Origin of the sequence: Oribacterium sinus (assembly GCF_963537195.1) — a bacterium.
GTDB lineage: Bacteria > Bacillota > Clostridia > Lachnospirales > Lachnospiraceae > Oribacterium > Oribacterium sinus_A.
In genome coordinates this window covers 19,864-32,623 of the sequence record NZ_CAUTEG010000018.1, presented here as the reverse complement: position 1 = coordinate 32,623, position 12,760 = coordinate 19,864, and the positions used below count along the sequence as shown (strand labels likewise).

Genomic DNA, 12,760 nt, shown 5'->3' with positions numbered 1-12,760 from the left:
CAATTTTACTTTCTGAGGAGGGATTTGTATTTTCCGCCGCCACCGATGCCGCATCCTTAGACTCTAAGGCATCCAACGCTGCCGCCATAGACATTGCTTCCTCTTCGGATACGGAAGAAGTACTTTCCGTACTCTCTACCTTTCCCGGGGTCTTCCGCACGGTATCCTTTTCCTTACAGGCCACCAAAGTTCCTGCACAAAGAGCAAGAAGAAGGCAAGCTCTTCTCAAAGGGATGGTCCCGTTTGCTTTTCTGTTTTTTCCGAAAATGCGAAAAGGCCCTAAGGCCTTCTCTTCTTTTGTATTCATTTTTCTGCTTAATTTCATTTTCTTATCCTTTATCCCTTTCTATTCCGGATTGCTTCAATCGCACAAAATAGGAAGAATAACACAATATCTATCACCACAATGGAAGCTCCCGTAGGAATCCTATAAAGGAAGGATAAAGTCATTCCTACAAAGAATCCTAAGAGAGAAAGTATAGATGCCAGAATAATGGTACCTAAGAAGTTTTTACATACCCGCATTGCCGTAATAGAAGGAAACACGATCAAGCTGGAAATCAATAGGGTTCCCATCATTCGCATGCCCAGCACAATGGTGATAGAAGTCAATAAGGCCAAAACCATGTTGTAAAAACGGGTATTGGTTCCGCTGGCTTTTGCAAAATTTTCATCAAAGGTCACCGCGAAGATGCGGGGATAGAAGAAAATGTAAAGGAACAGCACCACCACGGATAAAATTACGGAAAGCCGCATGTCCGAGGGACTGATGGCCAGGATGGAGCCGAACATATAGTTACAAACATCTGTATTCATACCGGTAGTCAAAGAAATCGTCATTACTCCCACCGCCAAAGCTCCGCTACAAAGTAAAGCGGTAGCCGCATCTCCCTTAATTTTGGAATTTTCTTCCAGTTGCAAAAGGAAAAATGCCGCAATCACACAGATGGGAATAGACACGGACATGGGGGCTAATTGCAGAGCATAGGCAATTGCCAAGGCTGCAAAGCCCACGTGGGACAAGCCATCCCCAATCATGGAATATCTTTTTAAAACCAAACTGGTTCCCAAAAGTGTAGAACACAGGGAAACCAGAGAACCTACGATAATCGCTCGAATCATAAAATCGTAGGAAAGCATCGACCCTAAAACCTTAAACATTTAGCCCTCCAAATCCTTCACAAAACTTTTTCCAAGCTCCGACTCTCTATACTTTTCCGCCTCTCCGAAAAATAACTGCTTATGGGCCAAATGGAGAATATGCTTTGCTCTTTGTACTATTTCCTTCACATCATGGGAAACCATGATGATGGTAATCTTTAATTCCTTATTCAATCTGTCAATTAAATCGTAGAGCTCTGTCTGGGCCTTAGGATCCAAACCTGCCACAGGCTCATCCAAAATCAAGAGCTTGGAGCCGGCGCAAAGGGCTCTTGCCAGAAGAACCCTTTGCTGTTGTCCGCCGGAAAGCTCCCGATAGCAGGACTTTCTCAAATTCTCAATGTTTAAAAAACGAATAGCATCCTCTACCCGCTTCTTATCTTCCTTACGATAAAAGGGAAATAAGGAAAGCTTGTTTAGGCATCCGGACTCCACCACCTCGTAAACACTGGCAGGGAAATCCTTCTGCGCCTCCGTCTGTTGGGGAAGATATCCGATATCCTGCCTTTTCAGGCCGTCCCCCAGAATGATTTCTCCTTCACCGGGCTTTTTCAACCCTAATATGCCCTTTAAAAGGGTACTTTTTCCGGCTCCGTTTTCCCCCACGATACAAAGATAATCTCCCTTTTCCACGGAAAAATGAATGTCCTCTAATACCACCTTCCCTTCATAGGAAAAGCCAATCTTGTTTAGGGAAAAATAACTCATTAATTCAGTGCCTCCTTCAATGCCTCTACATTCGGCTTCATTAAGTCCACATAGGTCTTGCCTGCTTTGAAATCCTCATCGGTCACATTGTGTACCGCATTCAAAAGCATTTTCTTGGCTCCCGTATCCTTACAAATGGCATTTACCATATCCTCGTTGCTCATTTCAATATGGAATACCACCGGAATACCGTCTTCCTTTACCTTATCCTGTAAGAACGCAATGGTCTGTGCAGCAGGCTGGGTATCGGTAGAACAGCCCGGGAATGCAGCAAAGTAGCTTAAGCCGTACTCTTTACAGAAATAAGCAAAGGGGAAACGGTCTGCTACAATGATTTCCTTTCTCTTTCCGGAATCTACCACTTCTCTAAAGCTTTTATCCAGCTCTTCCAATTCCTTCACATAGGCCTCAGTATTCTTCTCAAAAACGTCCTTTTTGGAAGAATCCAAAGAAGAAATCTTCTCATCCAGCTTCTTTACAATCTGAATGGCATTTATAGGAGAGGTCCAAACATGCTCATCCATCTCCACTTCCTCTTCCTCATGACTGTCACTCTTTGCCTCGGAAGCCTTATCCTCATGGTCGGCAGCTTCTTCCTTATGCTCTCCGGACTCTCCTTCATGGTCTTGGTCATGCTCCTCTTCTTCCTGCATTCCCTCAACCGTTTCCTCTTCCATTAAATTAACCGCATCCATCATTTTGAAAACGGAGGAATCCTCCTTGTTCATGGACTTTAACATGCCGTCTACCCAAGCATCGCTGTCTCCGCCTACATAGAGGAATAAATCCGCATTTTGAACGGTAATAATATCCTGAGGGCTTGGCTCATAGCTGTGCGTCTCCGCTCCCGGCTTTACCAGCATGGTAACATCCGCCTCTCCCTTGGTAACAGCTCTTGCAAAATCATAAGCAGGGAAATTGGTAGCCACAATCTTCAGCTTCTCTCCGCCTGCCTTGCTCTCCTCCTTGCTGCTTTCTGCTGCTGCCTGTGTGGTGGCTGCTGTAGTCTCAGTCTTTCCTGCATTACTTGCTCCACAGGCAAAAAGATTTGCTGCAAGTAAGGAAAATGTGGTGGCAATCGCCAGTTTTCTTAGTCCCATAGGGGCTCCTTTCTAGATAAATAACTTTAAGGCCTATTTTCCTCTTCCCGGGCACAGTTTTCACACAAACCGTAGAAAACCGTCCTTTTCGGATTCCAATGAAAGCCATGATGCACAAGAAGATGCTCCATCATAAAGTCCAGTTCATGACAATGCAGATGAATCAAGGCTCCACAACGGCTACATTTACAATGGAAAAAAAGATGTTCCTTGGAAGCTTCTTTCCTCTCCCCCACATATTCAAAGCAGGCCGGGCTATTTTGATCGATCAGGTACTTATTCACCAAACCTTCTTCGCAAAGTCGTTCCAACTGCCTGTAAATAGTGGTGGTTCCGATGGGCCTTCCCTCTTCACGGAAATGAATCACCAAGTCCGCTACCGTGAAATGTTCTCCCTCTAAATTGGATAGATATTTCTGCAATTCCTCTTTATGCTGGGTTTTGTACTTCCCTTTTTCCATATCCGCTCCCCTACAAAATCTATCTCAACCCTGCTCTTTGCTCCCCTATTCCTGACCATAGAGAAGCCTTCCTGTCAAGATTCCCTTTTCAAGCCTCCGAACTCTAAAAATCCATTCCAAAAAATGAATACAAAAAGCATGAAAACGGAAACCATTTTCATATTTTACTAGCTATTTTTCTGCTGTCAATGAAATACAGAAAAATTTCATAAAAGCTGAAGAAAATAATGTAAATATCAAAAAACAGCCTTCATGCAGTATAGGTCCGGGCTCGGGGCACGCTCTCGCTAACTTCGCCTCGCAGGGGATACTAAGCGAAAAACTGCGCTGCTCTTGTTTTTCGCAAGTACCCGCGGGCTCAGATTACCCTTATCCCGGACCTATACGCATGAAGGCTATGGATTAGTTTGACTCCCACATTCCCTTCAAGCTTTTATGAATAATTTTCTTCTTAAATGCCTCTTCCGAAAGCTTCTATCGTCACTCCCTCTTTTTCAAGAGTCTTTCTGAGCTTTTCAACAAAAAGCAAGGCCTTCTCTCCGTCTCCATGGACGCAGATGGAATCTGCCTGGATAGAGATTTCCTTTCCTGTGATGGCTCTGACCTTCTTCTCCAGTACCATGGAAAGCACCCGTTCAATAGCTTCCTCTTCGTCGGTAATCATGGCTCCCGGTTTTCTTCGATTCACCAAGGAACCGTCCTCCTCATAGGCTCTGTCCATAAAAACCTCCGCCTTTACAGGAATTCCCATCTTTTCCGCCAATTGGTAGAGCTTACCGGAGGCCTGTGCCAGAATTACCAAGGAAGAATCGTATTCCTTTACCGCATCGCAGATAGCCTTAGCCAGTTCTTCCTCCTTTGCGGCCATGTTATAAAGGGCGCCATGGGGCTTTACATGCTGAAGCTTTAAGCCGTCCTTGTGCAAAAAGGCTTCCAAGGCTCCCATTTGGTAGAGCAGCATGGTCTTTAATTCCTTAGGCGTACAGTCCATATTTCTTCTACCAAAGCCCTGCAAGTCCGGAAATCCGGGATGTACCCCTAAGGCAACTCCCGCATTTTTACATAATTCCACGGTTTTCTCCATCACCAAAGGATCTCCTGCATGGTAGCCACAGGCAATATTGGCAGAGCTGAGAAGAGGAATCAAGTGATCATCCATTCCCAAGGTATAGCGCCCGAAGCTCTCTCCCACATCTGCATTTAAATCAACCTTCATGCTTATTTTCCTCCTAAGGTAAAGCGCTCAATAAAGCCGGTATCTACCTTTCCTTCCACAAATGACTCAGACTGCATTATTTTATATTGGAAGTCCAGGTTGGTTTCCACCCCCAGCACCAGCATCTCTTCCAAGGCTCCCTTCATTTTCCGGATAGCCTCTTGCCTATCTTTTCCATGCACCAAGACCTTGGCAATCATGGAATCGTATTCCATAGGAATCTTGTAGCCGGTATAAATGGCCGTATCCACTCTTACCCCGTTTCCTCCCGGTAAATGTAAGGCCGTAATGGTTCCGGGGCTAGGCATAAAATTCTTCTCCGGAATTTCCGCATTAATTCTGCATTCTATGGCATGTCCCCGTAGAAGAACTTCCTCCTGCTTCATGCTAAGAGGCTCCCCGGCGCAGACCCGAATCTGCTCTATCACAAGATCCGTATCCGTTACCAGTTCCGTTACCCCGTGTTCCACCTGAATACGGGTATTCATTTCCATAAAATAGAACTTGCCTTCCTGATCCACGATAAATTCTATGGTGCCGGCTCCCACGTAGGACACTGCCTTAGCCGCATTTATCGCAGCCTCCATCATAGCTTTTCGACTTTCCGCCGTCACAATGGGGGAAGGGGATTCCTCCACCAGCTTTTGGTGATTTCTCTGGATGGAACAGTCTCTTTCCCCAAGAGCAATCACGTTTCCGAAGCTGTCTCCCATAATCTGTACTTCCACATGACGGGGCTCCAAAATCAGCTTCTCCAAATACATAGCATCATCGGAAAAAGCATTGGCGGATTCTCTTTGGGCGGTAAGGAATTCATTTTCAAAATCCCCTTCGGAAAAGCACTCCCGCATTCCCTTACCGCCACCGCCGGAGCTGGCCTTTATCATCACCGGAAAGCCCATGGCTTTGACTTCTTCTAAGGCCTCCTTCACATCATAAAGAGCCTTTAAGGAACCGGGTACCACCGGCACGCCGGCTTCCCGCATCTTAGCTCTGGCTTGAGACTTGTTTCCCATGCCGTCTATCACTTCCGGACTTGGTCCAATAAAGCAAATGTCGTTTTCCCTACATTTTTCGGCAAACTGAGCATTTTCCGACAGAAAACCATAGCCCGGATGAATGGCATCACAGCCGGTATTCTTGGCCACGGTAATCAGGGTGTCCATATTTAAATAGGAATTCCGGGAAGAACCCTCTCCAATACAGACCCTTTCCTCCGCCAGTCTTCCGTGAAGGCTGTCCTGGTCTTCTTTGGAATATACCGCCACGGAGGGGATACCCATGCCCCGAAGAGCCCGAATTACCCGAACGGCAATCTCTCCCCGGTTGGCTACTAAGACTCGCTTAAACACTTCCGCCTCCTTTACAGCTTACGCACGCGGAACAAAGGCTGCCCATACTCCACCTTCTGCTCATTGGAAACCAGCACCGCCTCAATTTCGCAGTCAAAATCCGCCGTGATTTCATTCATCATTTTCATAGCTTCCAGAATACAAACCGTATCCCCCGCCTTTACCGTGTCTCCCACCGTAACGAAGGCAGGAATATCCGGTCCGGATGCGGAATAAAAAGTTCCCACGATAGGACTGGTGATATGCACCTCATTCTCCTCTTCAGAATTCTCCTGCTTTTCCGTAGCCGGACTCTCATAGACAAGCTGAGATGCTCCTCCCTGAGCAAGCACGGGAGGATGATCTAATTTACTCATAACAATCTTAAAATCTCCATCTTTAATGGACATGGTATTTAAGGAGGAATTCTCCAAAATTCTTACCAAACCCTCTACCTTTTCTAAATCCATTCTTTCTCCTCTCCTACTTCTCAAATAACTTGGATAAGCGTTTTGCCGCCAAACGACAATCTAAGACTTCCTTACAGGGCTTATGAATCAGCTTTCGCATTTCCTGTAGCTCCTTTTCCTCTTCCCGGAGCAACTTTTGTGCCTCCTGTACCGTAATCTTTTCAAAATGAATCTTATCATCCATCCTTCTTTGTACAAGCTTTGGCAAATCCACCGTCGCTACCGTCGCTATTTTTCCATAACCTCCGGTGGTTTGCCGGTCTGCCAGAAGGACAATGGGCTTTCCGTGGGAAGGAACTTGAATAGAGCCTAGGGCAATTCCGTCGGAAATAATGTCGGAGCCCTTCTTACTTTCAATATATGCCCCGTCCAAACGAAGTCCCATACGGTCAAACTCACTTCCCACTGTATATTCACTTTCATAGAAGCTCTTAATTCCTCTTTTGGAAAATACCTCTTCCTCCGGTCCGGGAACTACCCGAATCTTCACTTTACTTTCTTCATACTCCTTTAAGGGGAGGGTTCTGGAAAGAAAGCTGGGAAGATAAATTCTTCGATTAATTCTGGTATCCAGATAATCCCCATCCTCTAATTTTCTTCCCTTAAAGCCGCCAATCTGACTTTTTAAATTGGTAGACCGGGAGCCCATAATCACCGGAACCTTTAAGTAGTTGGAAAAGGCAATATAGCAGGTCCGTCCGGTTCTTGCAGAACCTATCTTCAATACATCCCCCTTAGCCACATAAATGGCAGTATACATGGGAATTGCTTCATCATTTAACTCCGGTCGAAAGTCTCCTCCTGTAATGGAGATAATCATAGGGGCGGTAAACTCTAAGGTAGGACCAATCAGGGTACATTCCAGCACTGCCTCATTTTCCGGATTATCCAAAAGCAGGTTTGCAATACGAAAGGCTCTTCGGTCCATGACACCGTTCACATTAAAGCCCTGGGCTTGATAGCCTGTACGACCTAAGTCCTGAACCGTAGTAAGAAGGCCTCCCTTAATTACTCGAAATCCCATTTTAGCCCTCCTTATGCCACTGTACGCTATAGTTTCCTGATGCTACCGCCTCGGAAATCCTTGCATATTCAGAATCCGTAATCGGATAAAAATGGATATATTCTCCGGCCTGTACCAAGATAGGATCCTGCTTTTCCGGGTCGTACATCTTCACCGGCGTTCTTCCGATCAACTGCCAGCCTCCCGGAGAATCCACAGGATAAACACCGGTCTGAGAACCTCCGATTCCTACAGAACCTGCGGGAATCTTCACTCTGGGGTTTTCCAGCCTGGGAGTATGAAGCTTTTCCTCCAGACCGCCAAGGTAAGTAAAGCCCGGTAAAAAGCCCAGCATATACACCAGATAATCCTTCTCACTATGGAGGCGTATCAGTTCTTCTCCGCTGATTCCGGCATGCTCCGCCACATAGGAAAAGTCCGGTCCCAGCTCTCCTCCGTATAAGACAGGAATCTCCCAAACCTTCTTCTCCATGCTTTCTACCTTGGTATCCATCTTCACAATAGCGGAAACCCTCTTGTAAATTTCCTCATAGCGAATCACCAAGGGGTTATACTGTACCAGCAGGGAGGCGTAGGCGGGAATCATATCCACTATTCCTTCGATTTGTTGCATTTTCAATAACTTTACGGTAGCGCTGATTCTGCGATTTACATCCTCTCCGATTCTTTGCTCAAACTGAATCAGTAAAGCAGAGTCTCCTGCAGTAAGCACTCGTATCTTTTCCATAGTTTTCCTTTCTCCGAAAACAATCTCTGTTTAAAAATCCCGTTCTTTAAAAATCTATATGCTCTAAGCTTTCATGCATAGATTTTATGCGGTAAAGAGAGTGGATAACTTTGTCAAGGAAGTTAATCCCACATAAGCAGATAATACTACCACGATAATCCCCAGGAAAAGCAGAATTTTCGGATGCTTATAATTTTCTCCCATAATCTTCTTATTCTGAGAAGCCACAAGACAAATCCCTAAGCTTACCGGTAAGATTAAACCGTTCAGAGAACCTGCTAAAACAAGAAGCTTTGCCGGACTTCCAAGGCCTGCCATTACCAAGGTGGAAAGGAGGATAAATCCAATGATAAAAAGATTTTCTCTCTTAGCCACTGCAGGAAACAATGTCTTTAAGAAGCTGACAGAGGTGTATGCCGCACCAACGATAGAGGTAATAGCCGCACAACAGAGCACCAAGCCGGAAATTCTCTGTCCTATTACGCCAGCTCCCTGAAGAAAGGCATCTGCTGCCGGGTTTTTCGCATCCAAGCTGGCACCCTTTGCCACAACACCCAATACGGCAAAGAATAAAAGGACACGAACCAATGTGGCAACAAACATTCCCATAACTGCGGAATAATTAATATCCTTCAATTTATCTTCTCCGGTAACGCCCGCATCAATCAAACGGTGCGCCCCTGCAAAGGTAATATATCCTCCAACCGTACCCCCCAAAAGAGTAAGGATGGCAGGAAATAAACTTACGATGCTTGCTTCCGGAAGAATACTGTTTTTAAGGCCGGAAGCAATGGGAGGCTTTACCATAAAGATTACTACCAGGATAACAAGAATCATGACTGCCCCAAGAATCTTTACCAAGCGATCCATAATTCCCTTTGCATTCTTGGACAAGAAAACCAGAATTGCCAGACCTCCTGCAAGAAAGTAACCAAACTGTGTAGGAATTCCCAGAACCGTTTGTAAGCCCAAGGCTCCTCCGCCTACATTTCCGATATTAAAAACCAAACCGCCCAAAACTATTAAGAAGGAAACAAAATATCCCAGTCCCGGAAGGATACGGTTTCCCACATCCTGTCCTCGCATCCCGCTGATGCAAAGTACACGCCAGATATTCAGCTGAGCAATCGCTGCCAAAATAACCGAAGCTAAAATAACAAAGGCAAAGCTGGCTTTAAAATCACCGGTAAACTTTGCCGTCTGGGTTAAAAATCCCGGTCCGATGGCTGAAGTTGCCATCAGAAAGGCTGCTCCAAGCAGTGCTCCGCTTTTCTTCTTCGTTCCGCTCATAATAAGTTCCTCCTTCTTTTTATTGGACAGTTGAATTGTTGTACTGTTTATTTAGGACTTATTCATCAGTGTCTTTAAATTAAGTCTTATACACAGTATAGTCATTTTTTGCCCAGCGTCAAGAATTTTTCCGGATTTTCTGAATAAGAATAGAACGGAAACAGAATAAACATGGAACAAAACAGAACAGAAGCGGAAATTCGCAGTATTTTCTTAAGAATTTTTCCAAACTTTGAGATTTCTAATTAATTTTATAAATAGGCCGATATATAAGCTGGGTCTAAGAGCTACTCTTAGCCATTTGCATGAGAAAGGAGCAAATATGCAAAAGTTTTTTACACAAACTAAGGCATTTTCAAGAAGGATTTTGAAGGCTTTAGAAAATTACGGAAGAAAAAGCTTAGGAGTTCTTACCCTATGTTCTCTTCTGGCAAGCTCTCCGGTTTTTGCCGGAATCCCTTTGAAGCAGGGAGATGGTGCAGTGAATGATGCCCAGGTCAATGCGGCTATTGAAGTGTATAACAGAATTCCTGCATCCATTCGTTTACAGTATGAATTGAATCATAACAGTATCACTTTTTTTAACAGTAAACAAAGACGAGACAATGTCATCGGCATGTATACCGCACTGGATGGAATGGAAGCAAACATAATGCTATCCGACCAGGACTTACTGGGAGCCTACGCTCTTGCCCATGAAATCGGACATTATTTCGATGATGTAGTATATAAAGACGAAGAAATTCTTTTACAAGAAAAGCGATATGGAAATCAGGTTTTCCGCTATGTTACCAGAGGAAAACGCTCCCGTTCCGAGGAAGCGGATTTCGTAGCAATCTATCAGCAGGAAGCCAATCAAAACGGTTTGGTAACCCAATATGAGAAATCCGACAGTACAGAGTACTTTGCCGGAAGCTTTAAGGCTTATGTAGATACTCCCGAGCAGCTACAGGTTGTAGCTCCCGCTACCTATGCTTTTATCGATCAGTTGGTGAATGAGTTTAATGCCACTCACCCGGTACCGGAGGAAGCGGTAAACGCTTAAAAAAAGAACAGAAAAAGGGACTGTAAAATCAAAATTATAAAGAATTTTCGGCAATATAGGTCTGAATGCGGGGTAGTCTGAGCCCGTCAGTACTTACTGAAAGCGAGTAAAGCGAAGCTTGAAGTTAGTACTGCTACGTGGCGAAGCTAGCGAGAACGTACCCCGTTTCAGACCTATATTGTTTAGAAAATATTTTTGATTTTACAATCCCTTTTTCGTATTTCTTAATCCAGCCAGCGCATCTGCCACTCAATGGCGATTTCGCGGACTTCTTCTTTACCGGCTAAAGCGTTCACCCAGTCCTTAGGAATCTGGGATAAGCCGTAGTAAGCTGCTGCAAGGGTAGAAACCACTACAGGAAGGTTCTTACTTCCCTTCAGGGAAAGTGCAGATTCCACTGCTTCCTGATAGCTCTTGCTGTTAAGCAGTACCCAGGTAGCTAAAAGAAGGGTAGCTTCGCAACTTTCCTTTCCGGACAGCTCCTCCGCCTTCTTTCCTTCCAGACTCTTTAAATCCAAGAAGGGCTTGAGAATTTCGAAGGATGCAACCAGTGCATCATAGTCCTTAACATCCTCTCTATGCTGCTCCTTAGCCTCTTCATTCAGGCGTTTCTCTTCTTCGTTCTCCGCCTCTTCCTCTTCATAGAACAAAGCTACATAGTTGGCCGCAGCCTGTAGCTGCTCTTCCAGGCTTTCTCCACCTAAGTGAAGAACCAGATTACGAAGCATGGTGGCATACAGCTCTCCCATCAGCATAGCCTTAGGATTATTGTTTGTTAATCGCACCGCATCATGGAGCATTGCCCTGTCCATGTCACTAAACTGATGCAAACGTCTGCAAAGCATCATGGCAAAGGGTAGCATTCTGGAAAGGAAGGAATCATCCTCTGCATCCACACCGCAATCCTTAGGTCCTTTACCAGTGGCAAAGCGCATAATGCTGGCATCCATAGTTTCCACGGCATCCTGCTCCTGTCCTTCCAAGGCATATATTCCCTTTGACTTCCAGTCGTAGAACTTTTCCTGCATATCCGGGAAGGAAAGCTTTCTTTCGGTATTCAGGCTGTGGAACTCTGCCAAAAGAACGGATCCCATAGCAGGACGATAGCTAAAGGCCTGCTCTCTATAAGGAGCTTCTCCAAGAGCATCTTTCTCCTTGGCGATTCCTAAGCTTCCACCGAGTAAAGCAGAGTACAGCATGGTTTCGGAAAGCCCCTGGGTCATGGCTCTCTTTTCTTCATTTTCCTTTGCTCTCTCTTCTCCCCGCATCTTGGCATCCAGAAGCCACTTCACCATGTCCAGACTTAAGAAGAAGGATTGAGACCAGGGATTAATAATCAGTCCGTCCATTTTCCCGGATTCGGAAATGTGGATGGCCGCCTTCAGCACATCCTGCACCGGCATAGCGATAGCCGCTGTTTCTGCGGGATTCTTCTCGATTTGTTCCCCGGAGGTAAATACCGCAATGGCGTCTCTTCCATCCTGGGTTGTTAAATGGTTCAGAAGAACCTGACCATCTGCGATTTCTCCCTCTTTTTTCTCGGTGGATACGATAGCCACCAAAAGCTGAGCATTAAGCTCCATGGCCTGCAAAAAGCCCTGTAATACTCGCTCAATGCCGGCACGCTTCTTGTCTTCCGGCATAGCCTCTCCTTCGGGAAGCTTCTTCTGCTCCTCATGGTAAGCCGCAACCGCCTGGAAAATTCCGGCACTTCCCTTTAAACGCTCTTCCACGTTCTGGGTACGCATCTTATTTTGCAAAGCCACGATGGCTTCTTTCAGAAGAATAAAGCTGTTGCTGAAGGGATTGATTACCACACCGTCGGAATGGGGATGGTTCGCCGCAATCTGTAACAGCTCCGCCACAGGAAGTAAAACTGCGGAGGATTGCTGTCCTTCGTTCCCCGCCTTCTGCTCTTCCACATTAGTGAAAGCTGCGGCATAGCTTTTACCCTCCTCGGTTTTTAAAAACTTCAGATTAATCTGCTGCTGACCGTCCTTTTCTCCGGCAGGGTCCGCCGCTAGAAGAAGTCCTCCTCCATTGTTAATCAACTCTTCGATACTGGCAAAAATTTTATTTAAATTCTCCTGGTTTCGCTCATCGGAAAAACGAAGAATACTTTCCTCAAGTCCCTTGGCTAATTCGAGTTTTTCAGAAAACTCCTTCTGTCCCATCTCTTTCATCTAATCCTCCTAAGTCTCGCAAAAAAGGAAATATGCCCTTTTTT

General features: G+C 45.4%; 12 protein-coding genes and 1 pseudogene. 1 reads left to right on the top strand and 12 read right to left on the bottom strand.

Translation table 11 applies throughout. The features are described 5' to 3' along the window. From RYL27_RS03785 to RYL27_RS03735, 11 genes and pseudogenes are all read right to left on the bottom strand, one after another. Nucleotides 1–325, bottom strand: a pseudogene (locus RYL27_RS03785) (hypothetical protein); the annotation flags it as partial. Between the two features lie 11 nt (nucleotides 326–336). After that, nucleotides 337–1,161, bottom strand: a complete 825-nt coding sequence (locus RYL27_RS03780; protein WP_314965355.1) for a metal ABC transporter permease — start codon at nucleotides 1,159–1,161, stop codon at nucleotides 337–339. Then, nucleotides 1,162–1,869: a metal ABC transporter ATP-binding protein gene (locus tag RYL27_RS03775; protein ID WP_314965354.1), complete on the bottom strand. Its 708-nt coding sequence runs from the start codon at nucleotides 1,867–1,869 to the stop codon at nucleotides 1,162–1,164. Beyond that, nucleotides 1,869–2,969 carry a metal ABC transporter substrate-binding protein gene (locus RYL27_RS03770; RefSeq protein ID WP_314965352.1) on the bottom strand — a complete coding sequence of 367 codons (1,101 nt, stop codon included), beginning with the start codon at nucleotides 2,967–2,969 and terminating at the stop codon, nucleotides 1,869–1,871. Before RYL27_RS03770 ends, RYL27_RS03775 begins: the two co-directional genes overlap by 1 nt. A 26-nt stretch (nucleotides 2,970–2,995) precedes the next feature. Continuing rightward, entirely contained in the window at nucleotides 2,996–3,430 is a 435-nt protein-coding gene (locus RYL27_RS03765; RefSeq protein WP_304071813.1) for a Fur family transcriptional regulator, read from the bottom strand. A 451-nt stretch (nucleotides 3,431–3,881) separates the two neighbouring features. Beyond that, on the bottom strand, nucleotides 3,882–4,646 hold the full coding sequence (locus RYL27_RS03760) for a LamB/YcsF family protein (RefSeq protein WP_314965349.1): 765 nt from the start codon (nucleotides 4,644–4,646) through the stop codon (nucleotides 3,882–3,884). A gap of 2 nt (nucleotides 4,647–4,648) precedes the next feature. After that, the gene (gene accC / locus RYL27_RS03755; RefSeq protein WP_314965347.1) at nucleotides 4,649–5,998 is read right to left on the bottom strand and encodes an acetyl-CoA carboxylase biotin carboxylase subunit; all 1,350 of its coding nucleotides are present in this window, start codon (nucleotides 5,996–5,998) and stop codon (nucleotides 4,649–4,651) included. Nucleotides 5,999–6,009: 11 nt separating this feature from the next. After that, nucleotides 6,010–6,447, bottom strand: a complete 438-nt coding sequence (gene accB, locus RYL27_RS03750) for an acetyl-CoA carboxylase biotin carboxyl carrier protein (protein WP_007155895.1) — start codon at nucleotides 6,445–6,447, stop codon at nucleotides 6,010–6,012. A 13-nt stretch (nucleotides 6,448–6,460) separates the two neighbouring features. Continuing rightward, complete coding sequence (locus RYL27_RS03745; protein ID WP_314965345.1) at nucleotides 6,461–7,471, bottom strand: biotin-dependent carboxyltransferase family protein; 1,011 nt, start codon at nucleotides 7,469–7,471, stop codon at nucleotides 6,461–6,463. A 1-nt stretch (nucleotide 7,472) separates the two neighbouring features. Then, nucleotides 7,473–8,198 carry a 5-oxoprolinase subunit PxpB gene (gene pxpB / locus RYL27_RS03740; protein ID WP_314634260.1) on the bottom strand — a complete coding sequence of 242 codons (726 nt, stop codon included), beginning with the start codon at nucleotides 8,196–8,198 and terminating at the stop codon, nucleotides 7,473–7,475. Between the two features lie 84 nt (nucleotides 8,199–8,282). Beyond that, on the bottom strand, nucleotides 8,283–9,488 hold the full coding sequence (locus RYL27_RS03735) for an NRAMP family divalent metal transporter (RefSeq protein WP_314965343.1): 1,206 nt from the start codon (nucleotides 9,486–9,488) through the stop codon (nucleotides 8,283–8,285). Between the two features lie 322 nt (nucleotides 9,489–9,810). On the opposite strand from RYL27_RS03735, the gene RYL27_RS03730 reads away from it, so the two are divergent. Beyond that, entirely contained in the window at nucleotides 9,811–10,533 is a 723-nt protein-coding gene (locus tag RYL27_RS03730; protein WP_314965338.1) for an anthrax toxin lethal factor-related metalloendopeptidase, read from the top strand. 224 nt (nucleotides 10,534–10,757) lie between these two features. On the opposite strand, the gene RYL27_RS03725 is transcribed toward RYL27_RS03730, so the two are convergent. After that, entirely contained in the window at nucleotides 10,758–12,716 is a 1,959-nt protein-coding gene (locus RYL27_RS03725) for an SseB family protein (RefSeq protein ID WP_314965337.1), read from the bottom strand. Between the last annotated feature and the right edge of the window lie 44 nt (nucleotides 12,717–12,760).

Coding starts and splice junctions, on each gene's coding strand:
- RYL27_RS03780 (WP_314965355.1), bottom strand. CDS start 1,161: ATGTTTAAGGTTTTAGGGTCGATGCTTTCCTACGATTTTATGATTCGA.
- RYL27_RS03775 (WP_314965354.1), bottom strand. CDS start 1,869: ATGAGTTATTTTTCCCTAAACAAGATTGGCTTTTCCTATGAAGGGAAG.
- RYL27_RS03770 (WP_314965352.1), bottom strand. CDS start 2,969: ATGGGACTAAGAAAACTGGCGATTGCCACCACATTTTCCTTACTTGCA.
- RYL27_RS03765 (WP_304071813.1), bottom strand. CDS start 3,430: ATGGAAAAAGGGAAGTACAAAACCCAGCATAAAGAGGAATTGCAGAAA.
- RYL27_RS03760 (WP_314965349.1), bottom strand. CDS start 4,646: ATGAAGGTTGATTTAAATGCAGATGTGGGAGAGAGCTTCGGGCGCTAT.
- accB (WP_007155895.1), bottom strand. CDS start 6,447: ATGGATTTAGAAAAGGTAGAGGGTTTGGTAAGAATTTTGGAGAATTCC.
- RYL27_RS03745 (WP_314965345.1), bottom strand. CDS start 7,471: ATGGGATTTCGAGTAATTAAGGGAGGCCTTCTTACTACGGTTCAGGAC.
- pxpB (WP_314634260.1), bottom strand. CDS start 8,198: ATGGAAAAGATACGAGTGCTTACTGCAGGAGACTCTGCTTTACTGATT.
- RYL27_RS03735 (WP_314965343.1), bottom strand. CDS start 9,488: ATGAGCGGAACGAAGAAGAAAAGCGGAGCACTGCTTGGAGCAGCCTTT.
- RYL27_RS03730 (WP_314965338.1), top strand. CDS start 9,811: ATGCAAAAGTTTTTTACACAAACTAAGGCATTTTCAAGAAGGATTTTG.
- RYL27_RS03725 (WP_314965337.1), bottom strand. CDS start 12,716: ATGAAAGAGATGGGACAGAAGGAGTTTTCTGAAAAACTCGAATTAGCC.